Raw genomic sequence first — 14,737 nt, 5'->3', positions numbered from 1 at the left:
ACCTACACCTCCCGGCCCGCTCCACCCGTGCCCCAACCCTCTCCGGCCCAGTCGACCGCCGCCATCGCGGCCGAAGCCGCCCCGTGGCCCCGTCGGCCCACCGCTCACCAGAGGAGTCCTTGCACGCATGACCTGGCACTGGATCGGTCTCGTCTTCTTCTCCCTCACTCTGCTCCCGGCCGGACTGGCCCTGGTCAGCGGCCGGATACCCCACTCACTACGGCACCGGCTCGCACCCATGCGCCCGCGCGGCCTGGCCCTGCTCGCGCTCTACGCCGTCGCGCCCCTCAACGCGGTGCCGCGCCTGGCCGAGGCATCGCCCGTGATCACCCTGGTGGCTACGGTCACTGCGGCCCTCGTGGCCGCAGTGGGCTGCACGTACGCAGCCCTTGCACCACACCGAGTCAGGAAGGCCACCCCGTGACCAGCCGACGGCACGTGCGGCGCCTCGCCGTTTCCCTCACCGTCTGGTGGGCGCTGATCGCTCTTGTCCTCTGGCTCGCGGGCCAGGCGCTCGACCAGCCCGCCACGCTCGCACAGTGCATCACCTCAGCCGCGTTCCTCGTCGCGGTCGGGGAGGCCGGCGACTGGCTGAGGCGACGCTGGGCCGACCGGCCCACCAAGCGGCGCAAGTCGGTACCGGCACTACACCAACCGCCCGAGGCGGAAACCCCGACCATGCATCCATGACCACGCCATCTGTCATGACAGTGGCATGGAGCCTTATGTGTCGGTTCCCCGGGAGGAGGAGCCATGACGCAGCCCGGCACTGATCCGCCGCAGGAACTTACGGCGCTGACGCGGCGAAGCGGTCCTCAGTTCGCCCGTGGTATGGAGACTAGGATGCCCGCGTCGGCCGCGCGAATCCCGGCGACGGCGTGGCCCCCGGCCTTGGCGCTGGTGGCCCTCTCTGTGGCGATGCGTCCCATGGTCATCGTCCCCGCTCCCGTCCTGGACGGCGTCGCCTGTTGCGGGCGCGCACCGCCGCCGACGTGCGGCGACCGCGCAGTGTCCTGACGTCCCCGGCGCCTGCTGGTCCGGCACCGTTGGCGCGGTCTTCAGCTGCCTGCATCTACCCTCGCCGGTCAGGGCGAACCCTTCAACGATGAAGAACCACGGCACCCGTGTCTGTTCTGCCCGGCGTTACGGCAGGTAGCTTGGTGGAGAAGGCCCCTGTAAGGAGGGCGCTCTGATGCCGTGGTTCGTATGGCTGCTCGCCGCCGGGGTGCTGGGTGCCGCGGAATTCTTCACCCTGACACTGGTCTTCGGGTTGCTGGCGGGCGCGGCGTTGGTGGCCGCCGTCGTCGCGGGTGTGGGCATCGGCGTTCTCGGCCAGCTCGTCGCCTTCGCGATAGCAGCGGCAGCGGGTCTCGTCATTGTCCGTCCCATCGCGCTGCGGCACATGGCCCAGCAACCCCTCACACGCGAGGGCAGCGATGCGCTGGTCGGCCGGCGGGCCGAGGTCATGCAGGAGGTCACCGCCACCCGCGGCCTGATCAAACTCTCCGGCGAGGAGTGGTCCGCCCGCGCCCTCGACGAGAGCCTGGTGATACCCGTCGGAGCGCTGGTGGATGTCATGGAGATCGAAGGCGCGACAGCCATCGTCTACCCCCGCGAACTACTTCCGTGAACGGCTGAGCACACAGCAACGGAGGCACTGTGGATCCCGTTGTCATCCTCACTCTTGTGGCGGCCATCGTCGTCGTCTTCCTCGTGGCCTCCACTGTGCGGATCGTTCCGCAGGCGCGCCGCTACAACATCGAGCGGTTCGGCCGATATCGCCGGACGCTGCAACCCGGCCTGAACTTCGTCGTGCCGGTGGCGGACCGCATCAACACCAAACTCGACGTGCGCGAGCAGGTCTACTCCTCCGATCCCAGGCCGGTGATCACCGAGGACAACCTCGTGGTGAACATCGATACCGTGCTCTACTACCAGATCACGGACCCGAGGGCGGCGGCCTACGAGGTCGCCGACTACCTGCAGGCGATCGATCAGCTCACCGTGACCACGCTGCGCAACGTCATCGGCAGCATGGACCTGGAGGAGACGCTCACCTCGCGTGAGGAGATCAACTCCCGGCTCCGTGCCGTTCTCGACGACGCGACCGGCAAGTGGGGCATCCGGGTCAACCGTGTGGAGATCAAGGCCATCGATCCACCGCACACCATCAAGGAGGCGATGGAGAAGCAGATGCGGGCCGAGCGGGACAAGCGCGCGGCCATCCTGCACGCCGAAGGGGAGCGGCAGGCCAAGATCCTCACCGCGGAAGGCACGAAGCAGAAGGACATCCTGGAGGCCCAGGGTACGCAGCAAGCCATGATCCTGCGGGCGGACGGCGAGGCCAAAGCGGTGGAGCTCGTCTTCCAGGCCGTCCATCGCAACAACGCCGACCCGAAGGTCCTGGCCTACAAGTACCTGGAGACGCTCCCACACCTGGCGAAGAGCGACAACAACACATTCTGGGTGATCCCGGGAGAGCTGACCGAGGCGGTGCGGACCGTCACCCGTGCGTTCGGTGACCAGCCGATGGCGGGTCCGCACACACCCGCGCAACCCGAGGAAGCAGCCACCGCCGACACCGACGACACGTCGCACGAAAGCCGGGTTCCAGAGCTCGATGCAGGCTCGACGGTTTCGCTCGACGCCGCGGCGGCCGCGGACGAGGCCGAGAAGCAGGCCGCCGCCGCGGTGAGCGACGCCAAGGCGGAGGCCGCAGCCGCGATGTCGCCCCAGGTGCCGCGCCGGGGGCAGACGTCCGGCGACTGAGCTCACCCACGGCTGTCGCCAGGACCGCCGTGACAGCCCGTGGGCGCCCGCCTGCTCGACTGGCCGCCCAGACCCCTGTGATCCACAGACCCGGTCCGCCGACATGCCGCTGGCGGCACTGGTCGAGAACGACGGCCAGCAAACGTCGGAGCGATCACGCCAGCCCGGCTGGTGGAACACTTTCGCACGCCGGACTTCCGCGTCCGTATTGCTCTGCCTCCTGCACGGCCGGTACCACCGGGGCGCCGCGTGCGGCGACGTACCTGGCGATTCCGAAGCCGACGCCCGTGTTGGCTCCCGCTGGGCCGATTCGCCGCCGGACCACGGCCAACTCGCCATCTTCCTTTGGGTACCGGCACCGCAACTCCCGGGGTTTCGAAGAGGCGGCGCCGACGCCTTCTTTCCTGCCGGCTTGGGCAGCCGCCCACAGGGCCGAGGGGCCGTGCCGCGCGAAGAGGGTGAGGACGGCACTGACGGCTTCCTCCATGCGAGTCGCGTAGCCCTGCGCTCTCGAGCCGTCCGAGCCACGCGGCCGGAGGTCGGCCGGTGTCTACGGAATCCTTACGCGGTCACATGAAGTGACATCCCGTGCCTACGCTCGCAGGCGTGGAGGCCAAGGACGTTGGCTTGCCCTGGTTGTCGGTGGCGACCTTGGCCGTCTCGGCGGCCTGGGCCCGGCACTTGGGGCACCACGGGGCCCGGAACCACAGTACGGCAGGCTTGCCCGCAAGCGTCTTGGCGTCGAACGGCTTGCCGTCCACCGTCGTGCCGGTGAACCACAGCGCCTGGGGAGCCTGTGCTGCGCCGTCCTCGCCCGAGTCGGCGGACTCCTGCTCGGCGGATGCCGTCTTCGACGGTGCGACCTGGGCAGCACCGCCGGAGCCGGTTCCGCCGTCGGAGCTGCACCTCGTGACGGCGAACAGAGCGGCGGCCAGGACGGCCGGGAAGCGAGAGCGGGCACGCATGACGGCTCCCGTGAGTCGGGATCGGCAGTGACTGTAGAGCCGATGGGCCCGCCCGGCGCGGGGCAGCGCACACACGGTTCGGTGACGTCATCCGGCGGCGACCAGCCGGCGGAGCTGACCATCGGCGGCAGCGTCCGCCGTCCGATGCGCCTCGAACCGGCGGACCTGCGCGCGTACCCCGCCGTCACCCTCCGTGTCACCCTGGAGTGCGCGGGTAACGGGCGGGCCCTGCTGACGCCCCGGCCGGTCAGTCAGCCGTGGCTGGTCGAGGCCGTCGGCACCGCGGAGTGGACGGGCGTACCGCTGCGGCTGCTGCTTGCCGATGCCGGAGTCGAGGACGGTGCCGTCGACGTCGTCTTCACCGGCGCCGACCACGGTGTGGAGCGCGGCGTCGAACAGGACTACCAGCGCGCCCTCCCCGTGGGTGTGGCCGTCGGCGAGGAGTCCGACGTGCTGGTCGCCTACGGGATGAACGGTGCCGCGCTGCCCCCGCAGCACGGCCTGCCGCTGCGTCTGGTGGTGCCCGGCTGGTACGGCATGGCGCACGTGAAGTGGCTGCGTGACATCACTGTCACCGACGGGCAGTTCACGGGGTACCAGCAGTCCGTCGCCTACCGGCTCGGACGGCACCCGGAGGAGGAGGGCGAGCCGGTCACCCGGATCGCGCCGCGTGCCCTGCTGGTCCCGCCCGGCTTCCCGGACTTCATGTCCCGGGCACGGGTCGTCCGGCCGGGCACGGTGACGCTGGAGGGCCGCGCCTGGTCGGGGCGGGCGCCGGTGACGCGGGTGGAGGTCAGCACGGACGACGGCGGCTCATGGGGCGAGGCCGAGGTCGAGCCGGCGGGCGCGCATCGCTGGGCCTGGCGCCGGTGGCGCTTCGCGTGGACAGCCACCCTGGGCGACCACGTCCTGTCTGCGCGGGCCACCGACGCCGAGGGGCACACCCAGCCGCTGGACCAGCCCTGGAACCGGGGCGGTTTCGCCAACAACCTCGTCCAGCGCGTCCCCGTCGTGTGTCTGGGGCCCGACGGCTGAAAGGGGGAGCGGCGGGTCCCCCACGTCCCACGCCCGTCGTCGACCGGCCTCGGCGACGGTCTCACCCGCTCACGCACCGGCGTGGCGAACTTCCCCGGGACCAGTCACTCCCGTCACCTCCCGTAACCAGCCGTTCATCAGCAGGTGATTGAGAAGCAGAGCGAGCACGGCCTGCGCCGTGACCCAGGGCCGGGGCAGATACGCGCATGCGGCCAGGAGCCACACGGCGAACGGCAGCCAGATCCGCTCTGCTCATCCCGGACAGGTCGGCGATGAGCAGAGCAGCGAACGCGGCGGCGACGAGCAGGGCGAGGCGGACGTCGGGACAGGTGCCGGAGAGGTCCGCCCGGGCACCTCCCGCCAGCGGAGGGCAGAGACGACACGTACGGAAGCGCCGTGGCGGTCGTCCGTCCGCAGCCCCGCCTCCGGAGTGTTGAAGGGAGAACGTGCCGTGAGGCGTGCCGGAGCCCCAGGAGCGTGGCGTCGGCTCACCGCAGGCCCGCCACCGTCGCCGGGCCCACGATCAGGACCGCGCGGGCGAGGTTGGCCCACACCCAGTCGCCGTACGGCCGGATGCCGCCAGCCCCGTGGTAGTAGCGCTCGACGAGCAGGTCGTACGCCTCCCACCAGTTGAAGCCCGCGAGGGTGAAGACCAGCGGGACGATCGTGACCCCGGCGAGGACGTGGGGCAGGGGCCGGGTTCGCCGCGGGCCGAGCAGCAGGGCGGCGCCCGCGATGACGGCGAAGAGGGTGAGTCCGTAGGAGAGATAGCAGGTGAGGCCGAGGAGGAGCCCGGCGGCGAAGCCGGTGAGCCGCGGCCGGCGGCCGGTGACCGCGAGGGTGAGGAACGCGACGGTCCAGGCGGCGACCGCGGCGAAGTAGACGTCCGCGGACGTCCCCCCGTACCGCGGCCGGCGTCAGTACCAGGAACGGTGCCGCCCGGCGTGCGAGCGCCTCGTCCGCGAGCGTTCGCACCGCGACCAGTACCGCCACGTACGCGGACGCGCCGACGGTGATGCACCAGACTCCGGCCCAGCCCCCGCCGCCGAGCCCGGCCCGGTCGAGGAGGACGAACGTGACCGTCGCCCCCGGCGGATGGCCCGCCACATGCGGGGGCCAGTGGCCGGGGGAGTGGAGCAGGATGTGGTGGGTGAAGTCCCGCAGCGTCGCGGGGATGTCCTGAAAGCGGTCGATGACCCGCAGATACTCGTACCTGGTCGTGAGCCGCACCGCGATACCGCGCTGCCAGCCGTCGATCAGCGCCAGCGGCCACGTCCACGCCATCGCCGCACCCCAGGCCGCGCCGAGCAGCGCGCGCCACGGCAGCCGGGCGGCCACGCGCGGGCCGTACGCCACGACCGCGACCCCGACGACCAGAGCAGCCGGGGTGCCGGGGCCGACGTGGGGACCCCAGTCGGCGTACAGGGGCGGCCAGCCCACGTGCAGGTTGTCGTAGGCGAAAAGGAGGTGCCGGCCGACCAGGACGGCCGCCACGACGAGGAGGACGGCGGCCGGATCGCGGAACGGGGTGCGGATCACACGCGGAACGCTAGGGCGGAAGGGGCGAACAGGATCGTCCACGCTGTTGACGTCAGAGTTTCGTCATGGGTCGCACACCCTTCACAGGCAGGTTCCTGCCTAACGTCGGAACATGCCCGACCCACGCCTGCCTTCCTCTCCCGGTTTCTGGCGCAGTCCCCTGCGCGGTCCGTGGCTCACCTCGGTGCTCGGTGCCGTGCTGCTCGGCGGGATCACCGTGCTGTTCGTGACCGGGCTGCTGTCCTACGCCGCGTACAACCCCGACCTCTCGCCGGTCAACGACAAGACTCCGGACAAGGGACTGCTCGGCTTCTACCTCTTCTCCTGGCCGACCGATCCGCACTGGCTGTACCGGCTCAACCAGGGCGTCCACGTCACGCTCGGGATCACGCTCGTCCCCGTCCTGCTGGCCAAACTGTGGTCGGTGGTGCCCAAACTGTTCGCGCTGCCGCCGGCCCGGTCGCTCGCCCACGCCCTGGAACGGATCTCCCTGCTCCTGCTGGTCGGCGGCGCGCTCTTCGAGTTCGTCACCGGTGTGCTCAACATCCAGCTGGACTACGTCTTTCCCGGCTCCTTCTACCCGCTGCACTTCTACGGGGCGTGGGTGTTCTTCGCCGCGTTCGTCGTGCATGTGGTGTTGCGGGCGCCGGCCGCCGTACGCAATCTGCGTCGCATGCGGGAAGGGAAGGGCCCTCAGGAGGAGGCCGGCGTCGATCCGGAGTTCCCGCTGGTCTCCCCGCGGCCCGAGGAGCCCACCGTGTCGCGGCGCGGGGCGCTGTGGTTCGTCGGGGGCGGTTCGCTGCTGCTGTTCGGGACGACTGTGGGGCAGAACTGCGACGGTCCGCTGCGGCGGACGGCTCTCCTCGCACCGCACGGAGGCGCCGATCCGGGCAGCGGCCCGAACGGCTTCCAGATCAACAAGACGGCCGCGTCCAGGGGGATCAGCGCCGCCGAGACGAGCGAGACGGCGTGGCGGCTGGTCGTCAGGGGGCGCTCCGGGACCGTTCGGTTGAGCCGGGCCGAGCTGCTGGATCTGCCCCTGCACAGTGCGGCGCTGCCCATCGCCTGCGTAGAGGGCTGGTCAACCTCCGACCAGTGGTGGCGGGGCTTACGGCTGCGTGATCTCGCCGCCTTGGTGGGATACGACGCGCACGCGGCGCCCGACGTCCTCGTGGAGTCCCTCCAGCGCCGAGGGGCGTTCCGCTCGGCGGCCCTGCGCGCCAACCAGGTGCGCGACCCGCGTTCCCTACTCGCCCTGGACGTCAACGGCGAGCCCCTGACCCCCGACCACGGCTACCCGGCCCGCATCATCGTCCCCGCCGCTCCCGGCGTGCTGAACACCAAGTGGGTGGCCCGGATGACGTTCGGCGACCTCTGAGAGGACTTCCGATGAGACCTATGGCGCGCATCCGTGTGAAGGTGGGCAGCCCGCTGCAACTGCCGCTTCTGGCATGCTCGTTCGCGTTGGCCAGTTACGCGGGTGTGCGGCTGCTGGCGGATGACTGGTTCCAGGTGGCGCTGTGGTTCGTGGGGGCGGCGCTGGTCCACGACTTGGTGCTGCTGCCGCTGTACGCGATGGCGGACCGCGCGGTCGTAGGGTCGCTCGGCGCGGTCGGCCACCGGGAGTGGGCCCTGTACGTCCGTGTGCCGGCCGCTCTGTCCGGGCTGCTCCTGCTGGTGTGGTTCCCGCTGATCAGCGGGAGGGTGGCGGACCACTACCCCTCGGCGACCGGCCTGTCAGGGGAGGGCTTCCTCGCCCGCTGGCTGCTGATCACCGCCGTGCTCTTCGGCGGCTCGGCGCTGCTGCTGGTGCTGCGGCTGCGCAGGGCGACGAAGCAGCGGCCACCGGCCGCCCACTGATCGACGGCATGCCAGCCCGGTGGGCGGGCGTACCGGAGCAGGGCCGGGGTGCCGAGCCGGGCCCAGGAGAACGGGGCGCCGGCGGTCCCCAGGACATCGCTGCCGGGCACGATGCGGTCCACGAACGACGTCGGCGGGCGCGCACCACCGCTCCACGTCCCGGGGTAGCAGCCAGCCGTCGCTGCGGCGCAGGAAGAGCGGTCCGTGACCGGCCCGCAGCGTGTCCGCGTAGGGGTCGGCGGCCCAGTTGTGGTGCGCGGGCCGGGGCGTCGAGGGCCGCTACTTGGGCGGCAGGCTCACCGCGAAGGCACGTCCCTCGTCGACCCACTCGCCGAGGACGTCATCCTCGCTGAGAGCGGTCCCGGCGACGAGGATCCAGCCGCGCATGGGGCGGCCGGTCATGTCGAAGACGCGCGTGCCGGGCCGGGCCAGGGCCGCGTCGGTGAACGGCCCTGAATCGCACTCGTCTGTAAGGCGGTTGGGCAGTGGAAATGCCACGCCCTGTCTCCCCGAATCCAACGGAAAGGAATTGCGCTGTGCCTGACGCCGACGACGTGCTGGGCGTCCTGACCGAGCAGATCCAGTCCCACTTCCAGATGCCGATTGCCGAGCTGCGACGCGCGGTAGTCGCCGCCCCGCAGGCCCACTCGGAAGCCACCACGATCGTGCGGTGGCACGGACTGCTTACCGAGGCCCAGCAGGTGCTGAACAGCGCCGAAGAGGCCCTTGCCCAAGCCCTCGCCCACCACGTCGACACGGTGCCCGACGGCGAATTCGTCGAGCTGCCCGAACACGTCATGCGGCTCGCGGACTCGGTGAACAGCGCGCACACCGTGCGGGAGGGACGCGCCATGACGGTGCGCCACCTCCTCGACCCTCAGGCGATCGGGAACCGCAGCCCGGGGGCGTGGCGCGGGACGGCGCCCACCGCCCGCCGGGGCCCTGCCCTGCCCACCACCGCACCGTCTGTGCCGGACACCGCGCAGGCACCCGTACGCGGGGCGGCGCGGTGAGTGTGACCCACAAGACCTCCAGCCAGGACAGCCTGCTGGAGCAGACGTTCGGCGCCCCCGTGCGTGAGCTGTACACGCAGGCGTCCGGCCGCGATGCGTCCGCGGCGCTGCGGCGGGCGCTGGAGCTGCGCTCCTTCCTCGTGGTGGCCGAGGAGCAGGTGGCCTGGGTACGGGACCGCGTCCACGAGGCCACCGCCGCCGATCGTGACATGAGCGGGTTGTCCGCCGACGACCTGCGCTTCGACGCGCAGTGGCTGGAGGCGGCCCTGGCCGGGCGCAACGGCTACGTCGCCGCCCTCGGCCAGCTGCTGCGCACCATGCCTCCACCCGGGCCGGTGCCACGCCGACCCGTACGGCTCACGCAGCCGACGACCACCACCGCCCTTCCGCCTGCCCCGGCCGACATCCGAGCCGGGGCAGTGCGAGGGCCCCGACCGTGAAAGCCCCGATTGCCCGCACCTGACGCCACGGCCCAGACGATCGCCGAGCGCATCGAGGACCTGTACGCCCAGCCGCTGGCCGACCTCGGAACCTTGGCTGGCCTCAACCCCGACGGCAGCATGCTCGCCGCCCTGATCGCCGGCCTCACCGACCTGCAGTTCGCCGAGCGCAACATCGACTTCCAACGCCAGCGGCTGCTTCAACTAGCCGATCCGGAACGGGAGATCGGCACCTTCGAGGCAGGTCACATCCTCGACTGCGCGCGCCGGATCTCCGACGCCGTCGCCACCCGCGACGCCCATGCCAAGACCCTGAGCGGCGTCCTGGCCAGCCTGCACCGCGTCCCCGCCCCGGACGCGAAGCCCGAGCCCGCGCCGGCCGCCCCCACTGCCGCACCGGTTCCCGCTTCCGCGCGTGCCGTCGCCCGCACCCGTTGACCCATCGCCCCGCCTGAGGAGATTCCCCCTTGGCCGCCACCGGTCTGTCCCGCACCACCCTGAACGACCTGTCCCGCGTCACCGAGAGCCTTCAGATGCTCGCCCCCAACTGGAGCGTGTGGGTGCTGATGACCCTCGCCGCCCAGCCGCTGCGCTACAGCGAGGTCAAGGCAAAGCTCGCTCTGCTCGCGGACGGCCAGCTCCACCCGAAGCTGGGCAAGCTCGTCGACGCCGGTCTCGTCGAACGCACCGAGCACACCCCCCGGCACGTCACCTACGGACTGACCCGTCGCGGCGCCGACCTGATGCCCGTCATGCCCGTGCTCGCCGCCTGGGGGGACACGCATCTGGAGAAGCCTCTCGTACGGAACAAGGCCACCGGCGAGCTTCAGCCGCAGCCGGTCGCGGTGGCACAGAACATCGAGGACACGATCGCTCTGATCAGCCCGCGGCATTCCACGCCGCTGGTGTGGGCGCTGAAAGCCCGCGGGCCGGCGAGCGCCAAGGCACTGGCCGCCGAGGTCATGCCCACCTACAGCCTCAGCCGCGTCTACCCGCCGCTGCGCCGGGTGATCGACGACGGGCTGGCCGAGACCACACCGGCCGGCGACTACCAGCTCTCCGCCAGCGGGCGGGCCCTCGCCCGGTCTACCAGGCCCTCTCCGCGTGGGCTGCCGGATACCCCCTCGCCGAAGCTACCCACTCCCTGTGGGGCCAGGCCCTGACACCGTCTTCCTCAGCCCGCTCGGGACCATGGCTGACCACCCGGTCTCGACTGCCCGCGCCACCGGCCGCGCCCGCCCAGGGCCAGATGGCCAAGGCCCCGGCCGCACCGTGGCAGCCCGGCGACCTCTTCTCCCACCCGATACCCGCCCGCCCCCTGGCGATCTCTCCGGCAGGAGGCCCGCGCCGATGACCAGCACCGCCATCCTCAACCACCCGCACACCGGCCAGGTCATCAACCCCCTGTCTCTGCCATCCCTGATCCGCCTGGTCAGCGAGATCGACGACAACGGCCCCATCAGCCACCGACGCGGCAGCCTCCAGGGCGCCTTCGGCGACCTCACCCGCCACCAGCTGCGCTACGCCATCGACGTCGCCCGCGCACTGGGCCTGGTGCACTTCACCGACCACGCACCGGCCCGCTACCGGCTCACCGAAGCAGGCGAGGACCTCGCCTCGGTGTACGACACCGTCGCCCGCTGGTCCCGCACTCACCAATACCCCAACACGGCGAGGGACTTCGTCACCCGCGTCCAGCACACCCTGAAACTGCTCGGGGACAACGGCGCCGTCCTCCCCACCGAGGCGACCTTCGCGCTTGGTCAACTGCGGACGACTCTGGCCGACTGGCTCCAGACGCATCCGCAGGTCCTTAACGCCGTGGCATCCCGCTCTTCCCACGCGGCGGATGAGACGGAGCACGCTGCGTGAGAGCCCGTACCGGAAACCGGCCCTCCCACCGACCGGTTTCCCCCCTGCTGCGCAGTGTCTATCTCCCGCGCAGCATGGACGCCGCCGCGTTCGCCATGACGACGTACGGCATCCCCCTGCTGGTCCTCGCCACCACCGGATCCGCGGCCCTCACGGGCCTGGCCTTCGCCCTGGAATGGGCGCCGCGGCTGATGGCCTTCGCCGTGGCTGGTGCCCTGGTCGACCGCCACGGCACCACCCGCGTCTTCCGCCTCGCGGCCACCGCCCGGGCCACCCTCGTCCTGGCCGCCGCGCTGCTCCTTGGGGCCCAGACGGGCGGGCTGGGGAAGACCATCACGGTGATGGCGCTCGCCGCCGGCACCGGTGTGCTCACCGAGTTCAGCTACGTCGCGGCCGAAACCGCGGGCGGGCTGGCAAGCCGTACCGCCGGTGCGCGTGCTCACCGTGTGCAGTCGGTGCTCCTCGGCATCGATCAGACGGCGACCCTGGCCGGACCCACGCTCGCCGGACTGCTCCTCGCCCACACCGGCGCCACCGGCATGCTCGCCGCGACCGCCGCCTTCTCCCTGCTCGCCGCCGCCCTCGCCCCCAAGCAGCACACCGACCAGCACGCCACTACCCCGGCGGCCGTACGGCAGGGATGGAAGACGGGCTGGCAGACCCTGCGCGTGCTGCCGGCACTCGGCTGGCTCGTCGCGGGGCTGACGCTGTCCAACCTCGCCGTCGGCCTCCTGCAGGCCGCCGCCCCGGTGATCGTCGTCCAGCAGTTCGGCCACTCCAGCGCCGATGTCGGCCTGCTCTGGTCGGCAGCCGCCGCAGCCTCCCTGATCGCGATCTCCCTGTGCCGCCACGCCATCGACCGCTGCGGTCTGTGGCCCGCCGGGGCCGTCTGCGCGACGATCACGGCCTCGGCCTGCCTCACCCTCGCCCTCACGCACACCTACCCCGCCTATCTGGCGCTGATCGCGCTATTCATGGCCGGCGAAAGCGGCATGACCGTCGTGCTGCGCACCCTGCGCTCCCACCTGATCCCCGCCGACGTCTTCGGCAACACCCTCGCGGTGACGATCCTGTTGCTCCTTACGCCCTTCCCGGTCGCCGGCCTGCTCGTTGCCGCCATCCCGCCCAGCCAGCTCGGCCATGCGATCACCGCCTGCGCCGTCCTGCAGGCAATCGGCCTCGCCACCGCCTTCACCCGGCTGCGCACCCTCCCGGACCTGCGCCCGTCAGCTGCCTGACTTCCACCTCGCACCCGCCTCGCCCACCCGCCCGCCTTCCTGGAGGGCTGCCCGATTCCCATGCCCCACGCCGTCAAGCAGCACGTCCTGCCGCTTCCCGAACCTGTTGGCCTTCGCATCGACAGGCGAACAATCACGGAGCAGTTCCACGCCCTCGACACCGACCACCCATACGTGTACCGCGCGTTGAGCCGCTCACCGCAGACCGGATAGCGGCGGGAGCTACCCGCATCGGACTGAAGGCCCTCTTCGAAGCGCTGCGTTGGCGACTCCCACAGGGTTTGCGCGGGCTGAACAACAACTTCACGGCCTTGTACACACGCAAGCTGATCGCCGATCACCCCGACTGGGCTGGCGCTTTCGGACTCCGCCGCAGACGTACCCCCTGACCCGACGGCGAACCAGACCTAACCAACTCCCCTCACCGCAACGCCAATTTGGAGCACTCTGTTGCCGTTTCGCCCTGTCGTCCTGATCGTCGCCGCCGCTTGCATTGGGGCCGAGGCATACCGCGCGTACTGCCTTGAGAACGTCGCCGTCCACTACGACGTCGTCCTGATCACCGATGCCGAACCGACGTGGGAACGCCCCTACCTTCTGGACTGGGAGGTCGCCGACCCGACGGACCAGGCGGCCCTGACCGCCGCCGCCCTGGCCCTGACCGAGCGGCACCCGGTGGCCGGGGTGATGACGTGGACCGAGTGGTACCTCCTGCCCGTGGCCCGCCTCGCCCGCCGCCTCGGCCTGCCCACCCCCGGCCCGGAGGTGATGCAGGGCTGCCGCAACAAGGCCACCTCCCGTGCCCTGTTCGCCCGGCACGCGGTGCCCTCGGCAACCTCGAACGGCGTCCGCACCGTTGCGGAGGCGGCCCGCGCCGCACAGCACATCGGCTACCCAATCGTCCTCAAGCCCGCTGCGCGTGCCGCGAGCGCCGGCGTGATCCGCGTCGACACCCCCGAAGAACTGCCGGACGCCTACGCCTTCGCCGCCCAGGCCGCCCGCCTCGGGCCCGAGGGCACCGAGGTGCTGGTCGAGGAATACCTCGACGGTCCGGAGGTGAGCGTCGAATGCGTCACCTACCAAGGCACCACCACCGTGGTCGCCGTCACCCGCAAGACGGTAGGACTCCCGCCGTACTTCGAGGAGATCGCGCACGCCGTCGACGCCGCCGACCCGCTGCTGGCCACCGTTGCCCCAACTGCCCAGGCCGCCGTGCAGGCCCTCGGCGTCACCGACGGCGTCAGCCACGTCGAACTCCGCCTCGTCGACGGCCGCCCCCGGCTGATCGAGGTCAACGCCCGCCTCGGCGGGGACATGATCGGCCACCTCGTGCACCTCGCCACCGGCGTCGACCTCGCCCGGGCGGCGGCGGACATCGCCTGCGGACGCGCCCCGGACCTCACCCGGACGCACAGCCGGGCAGCGGCGATCCGCATGATCTACCCCGCCCACCCGGGCACCCTCACCGCCCGCCACCTCACCGACGGCTTCGCCGAGCAGGCGCCGTGGCTGGAGCGGGCCCACTTCCACCGCGACGTCGGCGACCAGCTGATGCTGCCGCCGGACTGCGATCTGTTCACCGCCCGCATCGGGTTCCTGATCACCACCGGCCCGACCGCCGACGTGGCCCAGGACCGTTCCCAGGAGGCATACCGCCACCTCACTGTCCAGGTCGCCCCGCACCCGACCGCCGTCCCCGCACAGGACTCGGCCACGTGAGCACGACGACTGCTCACGCCCCGGTCCACGGCCGCCGTCTGCTGACGGGGTACTTCGCCGCGCTCGGGGTCGTGATGGCCGTCTGGGGCGCACGGATGCCGGCCGTCCAGCAGGCTGCCGACCTGTGTTGAACGGCACTGAAGAGTTCAGTTGCGCACGAAACTGTTCAGCGGTCAGTTCAGTAGCGCGGTGAACTGTTCAGTGCCATACCTAGCATCGTGGTGTGGCTGAAGGTCCCAACGTCCCGCCACGTGTCGAGTCAGCTGTCCCCGGCCAGCAGCGCTGCA

17 protein-coding genes and 2 pseudogenes are annotated in these 14,737 nt (G+C 71.3%); 16 read left to right on the top strand and 3 right to left on the bottom strand.

Going from position 1 to position 14,737, the window contains the following annotated elements:
• The first annotated feature begins 127 nt into the window (after nucleotides 1–127).
• The 4 genes from H4687_RS01415 to H4687_RS01400 all read left to right on the top strand — a co-directional run bounded on the left by H4687_RS01415 (nucleotide 128) and on the right by H4687_RS01400 (nucleotide 2,769).
• Nucleotides 128–424, top strand: a complete 297-nt coding sequence (locus H4687_RS01415) for a hypothetical protein (protein ID WP_037723769.1) — start codon at nucleotides 128–130, stop codon at nucleotides 422–424.
• Nucleotides 421–690, top strand: coding sequence for a hypothetical protein (locus tag H4687_RS01410; protein WP_037723770.1), 270 nt, complete (start codon nucleotides 421–423; stop codon nucleotides 688–690). Before H4687_RS01415 ends, H4687_RS01410 begins: the two co-directional genes overlap by 4 nt.
• Before the next feature lie 502 nt (nucleotides 691–1,192).
• Nucleotides 1,193–1,630: an NfeD family protein gene (locus tag H4687_RS01405; protein WP_037723772.1), complete on the top strand. Its 438-nt coding sequence runs from the start codon at nucleotides 1,193–1,195 to the stop codon at nucleotides 1,628–1,630.
• Nucleotides 1,631–1,659: 29 nt separating this feature from the next.
• Nucleotides 1,660–2,769: an SPFH domain-containing protein gene (locus tag H4687_RS01400; protein ID WP_046915131.1), complete on the top strand. Its 1,110-nt coding sequence runs from the start codon at nucleotides 1,660–1,662 to the stop codon at nucleotides 2,767–2,769.
• Between the two features lie 569 nt (nucleotides 2,770–3,338).
• Here the strand turns inward: H4687_RS01400 and H4687_RS01395 are convergent.
• A complete protein-coding gene (locus tag H4687_RS01395) occupies nucleotides 3,339–3,734 on the bottom strand; it encodes a redoxin domain-containing protein (protein WP_050399409.1) in 396 nt (131 codons plus the stop codon).
• Between H4687_RS01395 and H4687_RS01390 the strand changes: the two genes are divergently transcribed.
• A complete protein-coding gene (locus H4687_RS01390; protein WP_397961510.1) occupies nucleotides 3,633–4,769 on the top strand; it encodes a sulfite oxidase in 1,137 nt (378 codons plus the stop codon). The genes H4687_RS01395 and H4687_RS01390 overlap by 102 nt on opposite strands.
• Before the next feature lie 69 nt (nucleotides 4,770–4,838).
• On the opposite strand, the pseudogene H4687_RS46040 reads toward H4687_RS01390, so the two are convergent.
• Nucleotides 4,839–6,308, bottom strand: a pseudogene (locus H4687_RS46040) (hypothetical protein).
• A 112-nt stretch (nucleotides 6,309–6,420) separates the two neighbouring features.
• On the opposite strand from H4687_RS46040, the gene H4687_RS01380 reads away from it, so the two are divergent.
• Nucleotides 6,421–7,686 carry a molybdopterin-dependent oxidoreductase gene (locus H4687_RS01380; RefSeq protein WP_046915129.1) on the top strand — a complete coding sequence of 422 codons (1,266 nt, stop codon included), beginning with the start codon at nucleotides 6,421–6,423 and terminating at the stop codon, nucleotides 7,684–7,686.
• A 20-nt stretch (nucleotides 7,687–7,706) separates the two neighbouring features.
• Nucleotides 7,707–8,168: a hypothetical protein gene (locus H4687_RS01375; RefSeq protein ID WP_192781638.1), complete on the top strand. Its 462-nt coding sequence runs from the start codon at nucleotides 7,707–7,709 to the stop codon at nucleotides 8,166–8,168.
• 279 nt (nucleotides 8,169–8,447) lie between these two features.
• Here H4687_RS01375 and H4687_RS01370 read toward each other — a convergent pair whose 3' ends face one another.
• Nucleotides 8,448–8,666 (bottom strand): hypothetical protein, encoded by a 219-nt coding sequence (locus tag H4687_RS01370; protein WP_107082339.1) that lies wholly within the window; start codon nucleotides 8,664–8,666, stop codon nucleotides 8,448–8,450.
• A 38-nt stretch (nucleotides 8,667–8,704) separates the two neighbouring features.
• Between H4687_RS01370 and H4687_RS01365 the strand changes: the two genes are divergently transcribed.
• From H4687_RS01365 to H4687_RS47310, 9 genes and pseudogenes are all read left to right on the top strand, one after another.
• Complete coding sequence (locus tag H4687_RS01365; RefSeq protein ID WP_050399408.1) at nucleotides 8,705–9,181, top strand: hypothetical protein; 477 nt, start codon at nucleotides 8,705–8,707, stop codon at nucleotides 9,179–9,181.
• Nucleotides 9,178–9,621 (top strand): hypothetical protein, encoded by a 444-nt coding sequence (locus H4687_RS01360; protein WP_046915126.1) that lies wholly within the window; start codon nucleotides 9,178–9,180, stop codon nucleotides 9,619–9,621. The genes H4687_RS01365 and H4687_RS01360 overlap by 4 nt, the downstream gene beginning before the upstream one ends.
• A gap of 9 nt (nucleotides 9,622–9,630) precedes the next feature.
• Nucleotides 9,631–10,059, top strand: coding sequence for a hypothetical protein (locus tag H4687_RS01355; protein WP_046915125.1), 429 nt, complete (start codon nucleotides 9,631–9,633; stop codon nucleotides 10,057–10,059).
• A gap of 29 nt (nucleotides 10,060–10,088) precedes the next feature.
• The gene (locus H4687_RS01350) at nucleotides 10,089–10,784 is read left to right on the top strand and encodes a winged helix-turn-helix transcriptional regulator (RefSeq protein ID WP_063778523.1); all 696 of its coding nucleotides are present in this window, start codon (nucleotides 10,089–10,091) and stop codon (nucleotides 10,782–10,784) included.
• 187 nt (nucleotides 10,785–10,971) lie between these two features.
• Complete coding sequence (locus H4687_RS01345; protein WP_046920207.1) at nucleotides 10,972–11,493, top strand: hypothetical protein; 522 nt, start codon at nucleotides 10,972–10,974, stop codon at nucleotides 11,491–11,493.
• On the top strand, nucleotides 11,490–12,731 hold the full coding sequence (locus H4687_RS01340) for an MFS transporter (RefSeq protein WP_397961492.1): 1,242 nt from the start codon (nucleotides 11,490–11,492) through the stop codon (nucleotides 12,729–12,731). Before H4687_RS01345 ends, H4687_RS01340 begins: the two co-directional genes overlap by 4 nt.
• A gap of 60 nt (nucleotides 12,732–12,791) precedes the next feature.
• A pseudogene (locus H4687_RS46035) lies at nucleotides 12,792–13,120 on the top strand (hypothetical protein).
• Between the two features lie 61 nt (nucleotides 13,121–13,181).
• On the top strand, nucleotides 13,182–14,450 hold the full coding sequence (locus H4687_RS01335; protein ID WP_225966547.1) for an ATP-grasp domain-containing protein: 1,269 nt from the start codon (nucleotides 13,182–13,184) through the stop codon (nucleotides 14,448–14,450).
• The gene (locus H4687_RS47310) at nucleotides 14,447–14,581 is read left to right on the top strand and encodes a hypothetical protein (protein ID WP_264086495.1); all 135 of its coding nucleotides are present in this window, start codon (nucleotides 14,447–14,449) and stop codon (nucleotides 14,579–14,581) included. Before H4687_RS01335 ends, H4687_RS47310 begins: the two co-directional genes overlap by 4 nt.
• The last annotated feature ends 156 nt before the right edge of the window (nucleotides 14,582–14,737 follow it).

The sequence above is a fragment of the Streptomyces stelliscabiei genome, from assembly GCF_014873495.1.
Taxonomy (GTDB): domain Bacteria; phylum Actinomycetota; class Actinomycetes; order Streptomycetales; family Streptomycetaceae; genus Streptomyces; species Streptomyces bottropensis.
This window is presented reverse-complemented; position numbering and strand designations above follow the sequence as displayed.

Bases quoted from the DNA above. Each gene is read 5' to 3' on its own strand.
- H4687_RS01415 (WP_037723769.1), top strand. From the start codon at position 128: ATGACCTGGCACTGGATCGGTCTCGTCTTCTTCTCCCTCACTCTGCTC.
- H4687_RS01405 (WP_037723772.1), top strand. From the start codon at position 1,193: ATGCCGTGGTTCGTATGGCTGCTCGCCGCCGGGGTGCTGGGTGCCGCG.
- H4687_RS01395 (WP_050399409.1), bottom strand. From the start codon at position 3,734: ATGCGTGCCCGCTCTCGCTTCCCGGCCGTCCTGGCCGCCGCTCTGTTC.
- H4687_RS01380 (WP_046915129.1), top strand. From the start codon at position 6,421: ATGCCCGACCCACGCCTGCCTTCCTCTCCCGGTTTCTGGCGCAGTCCC.
- H4687_RS01375 (WP_192781638.1), top strand. From the start codon at position 7,707: ATGGCGCGCATCCGTGTGAAGGTGGGCAGCCCGCTGCAACTGCCGCTT.
- H4687_RS01345 (WP_046920207.1), top strand. From the start codon at position 10,972: ATGACCAGCACCGCCATCCTCAACCACCCGCACACCGGCCAGGTCATC.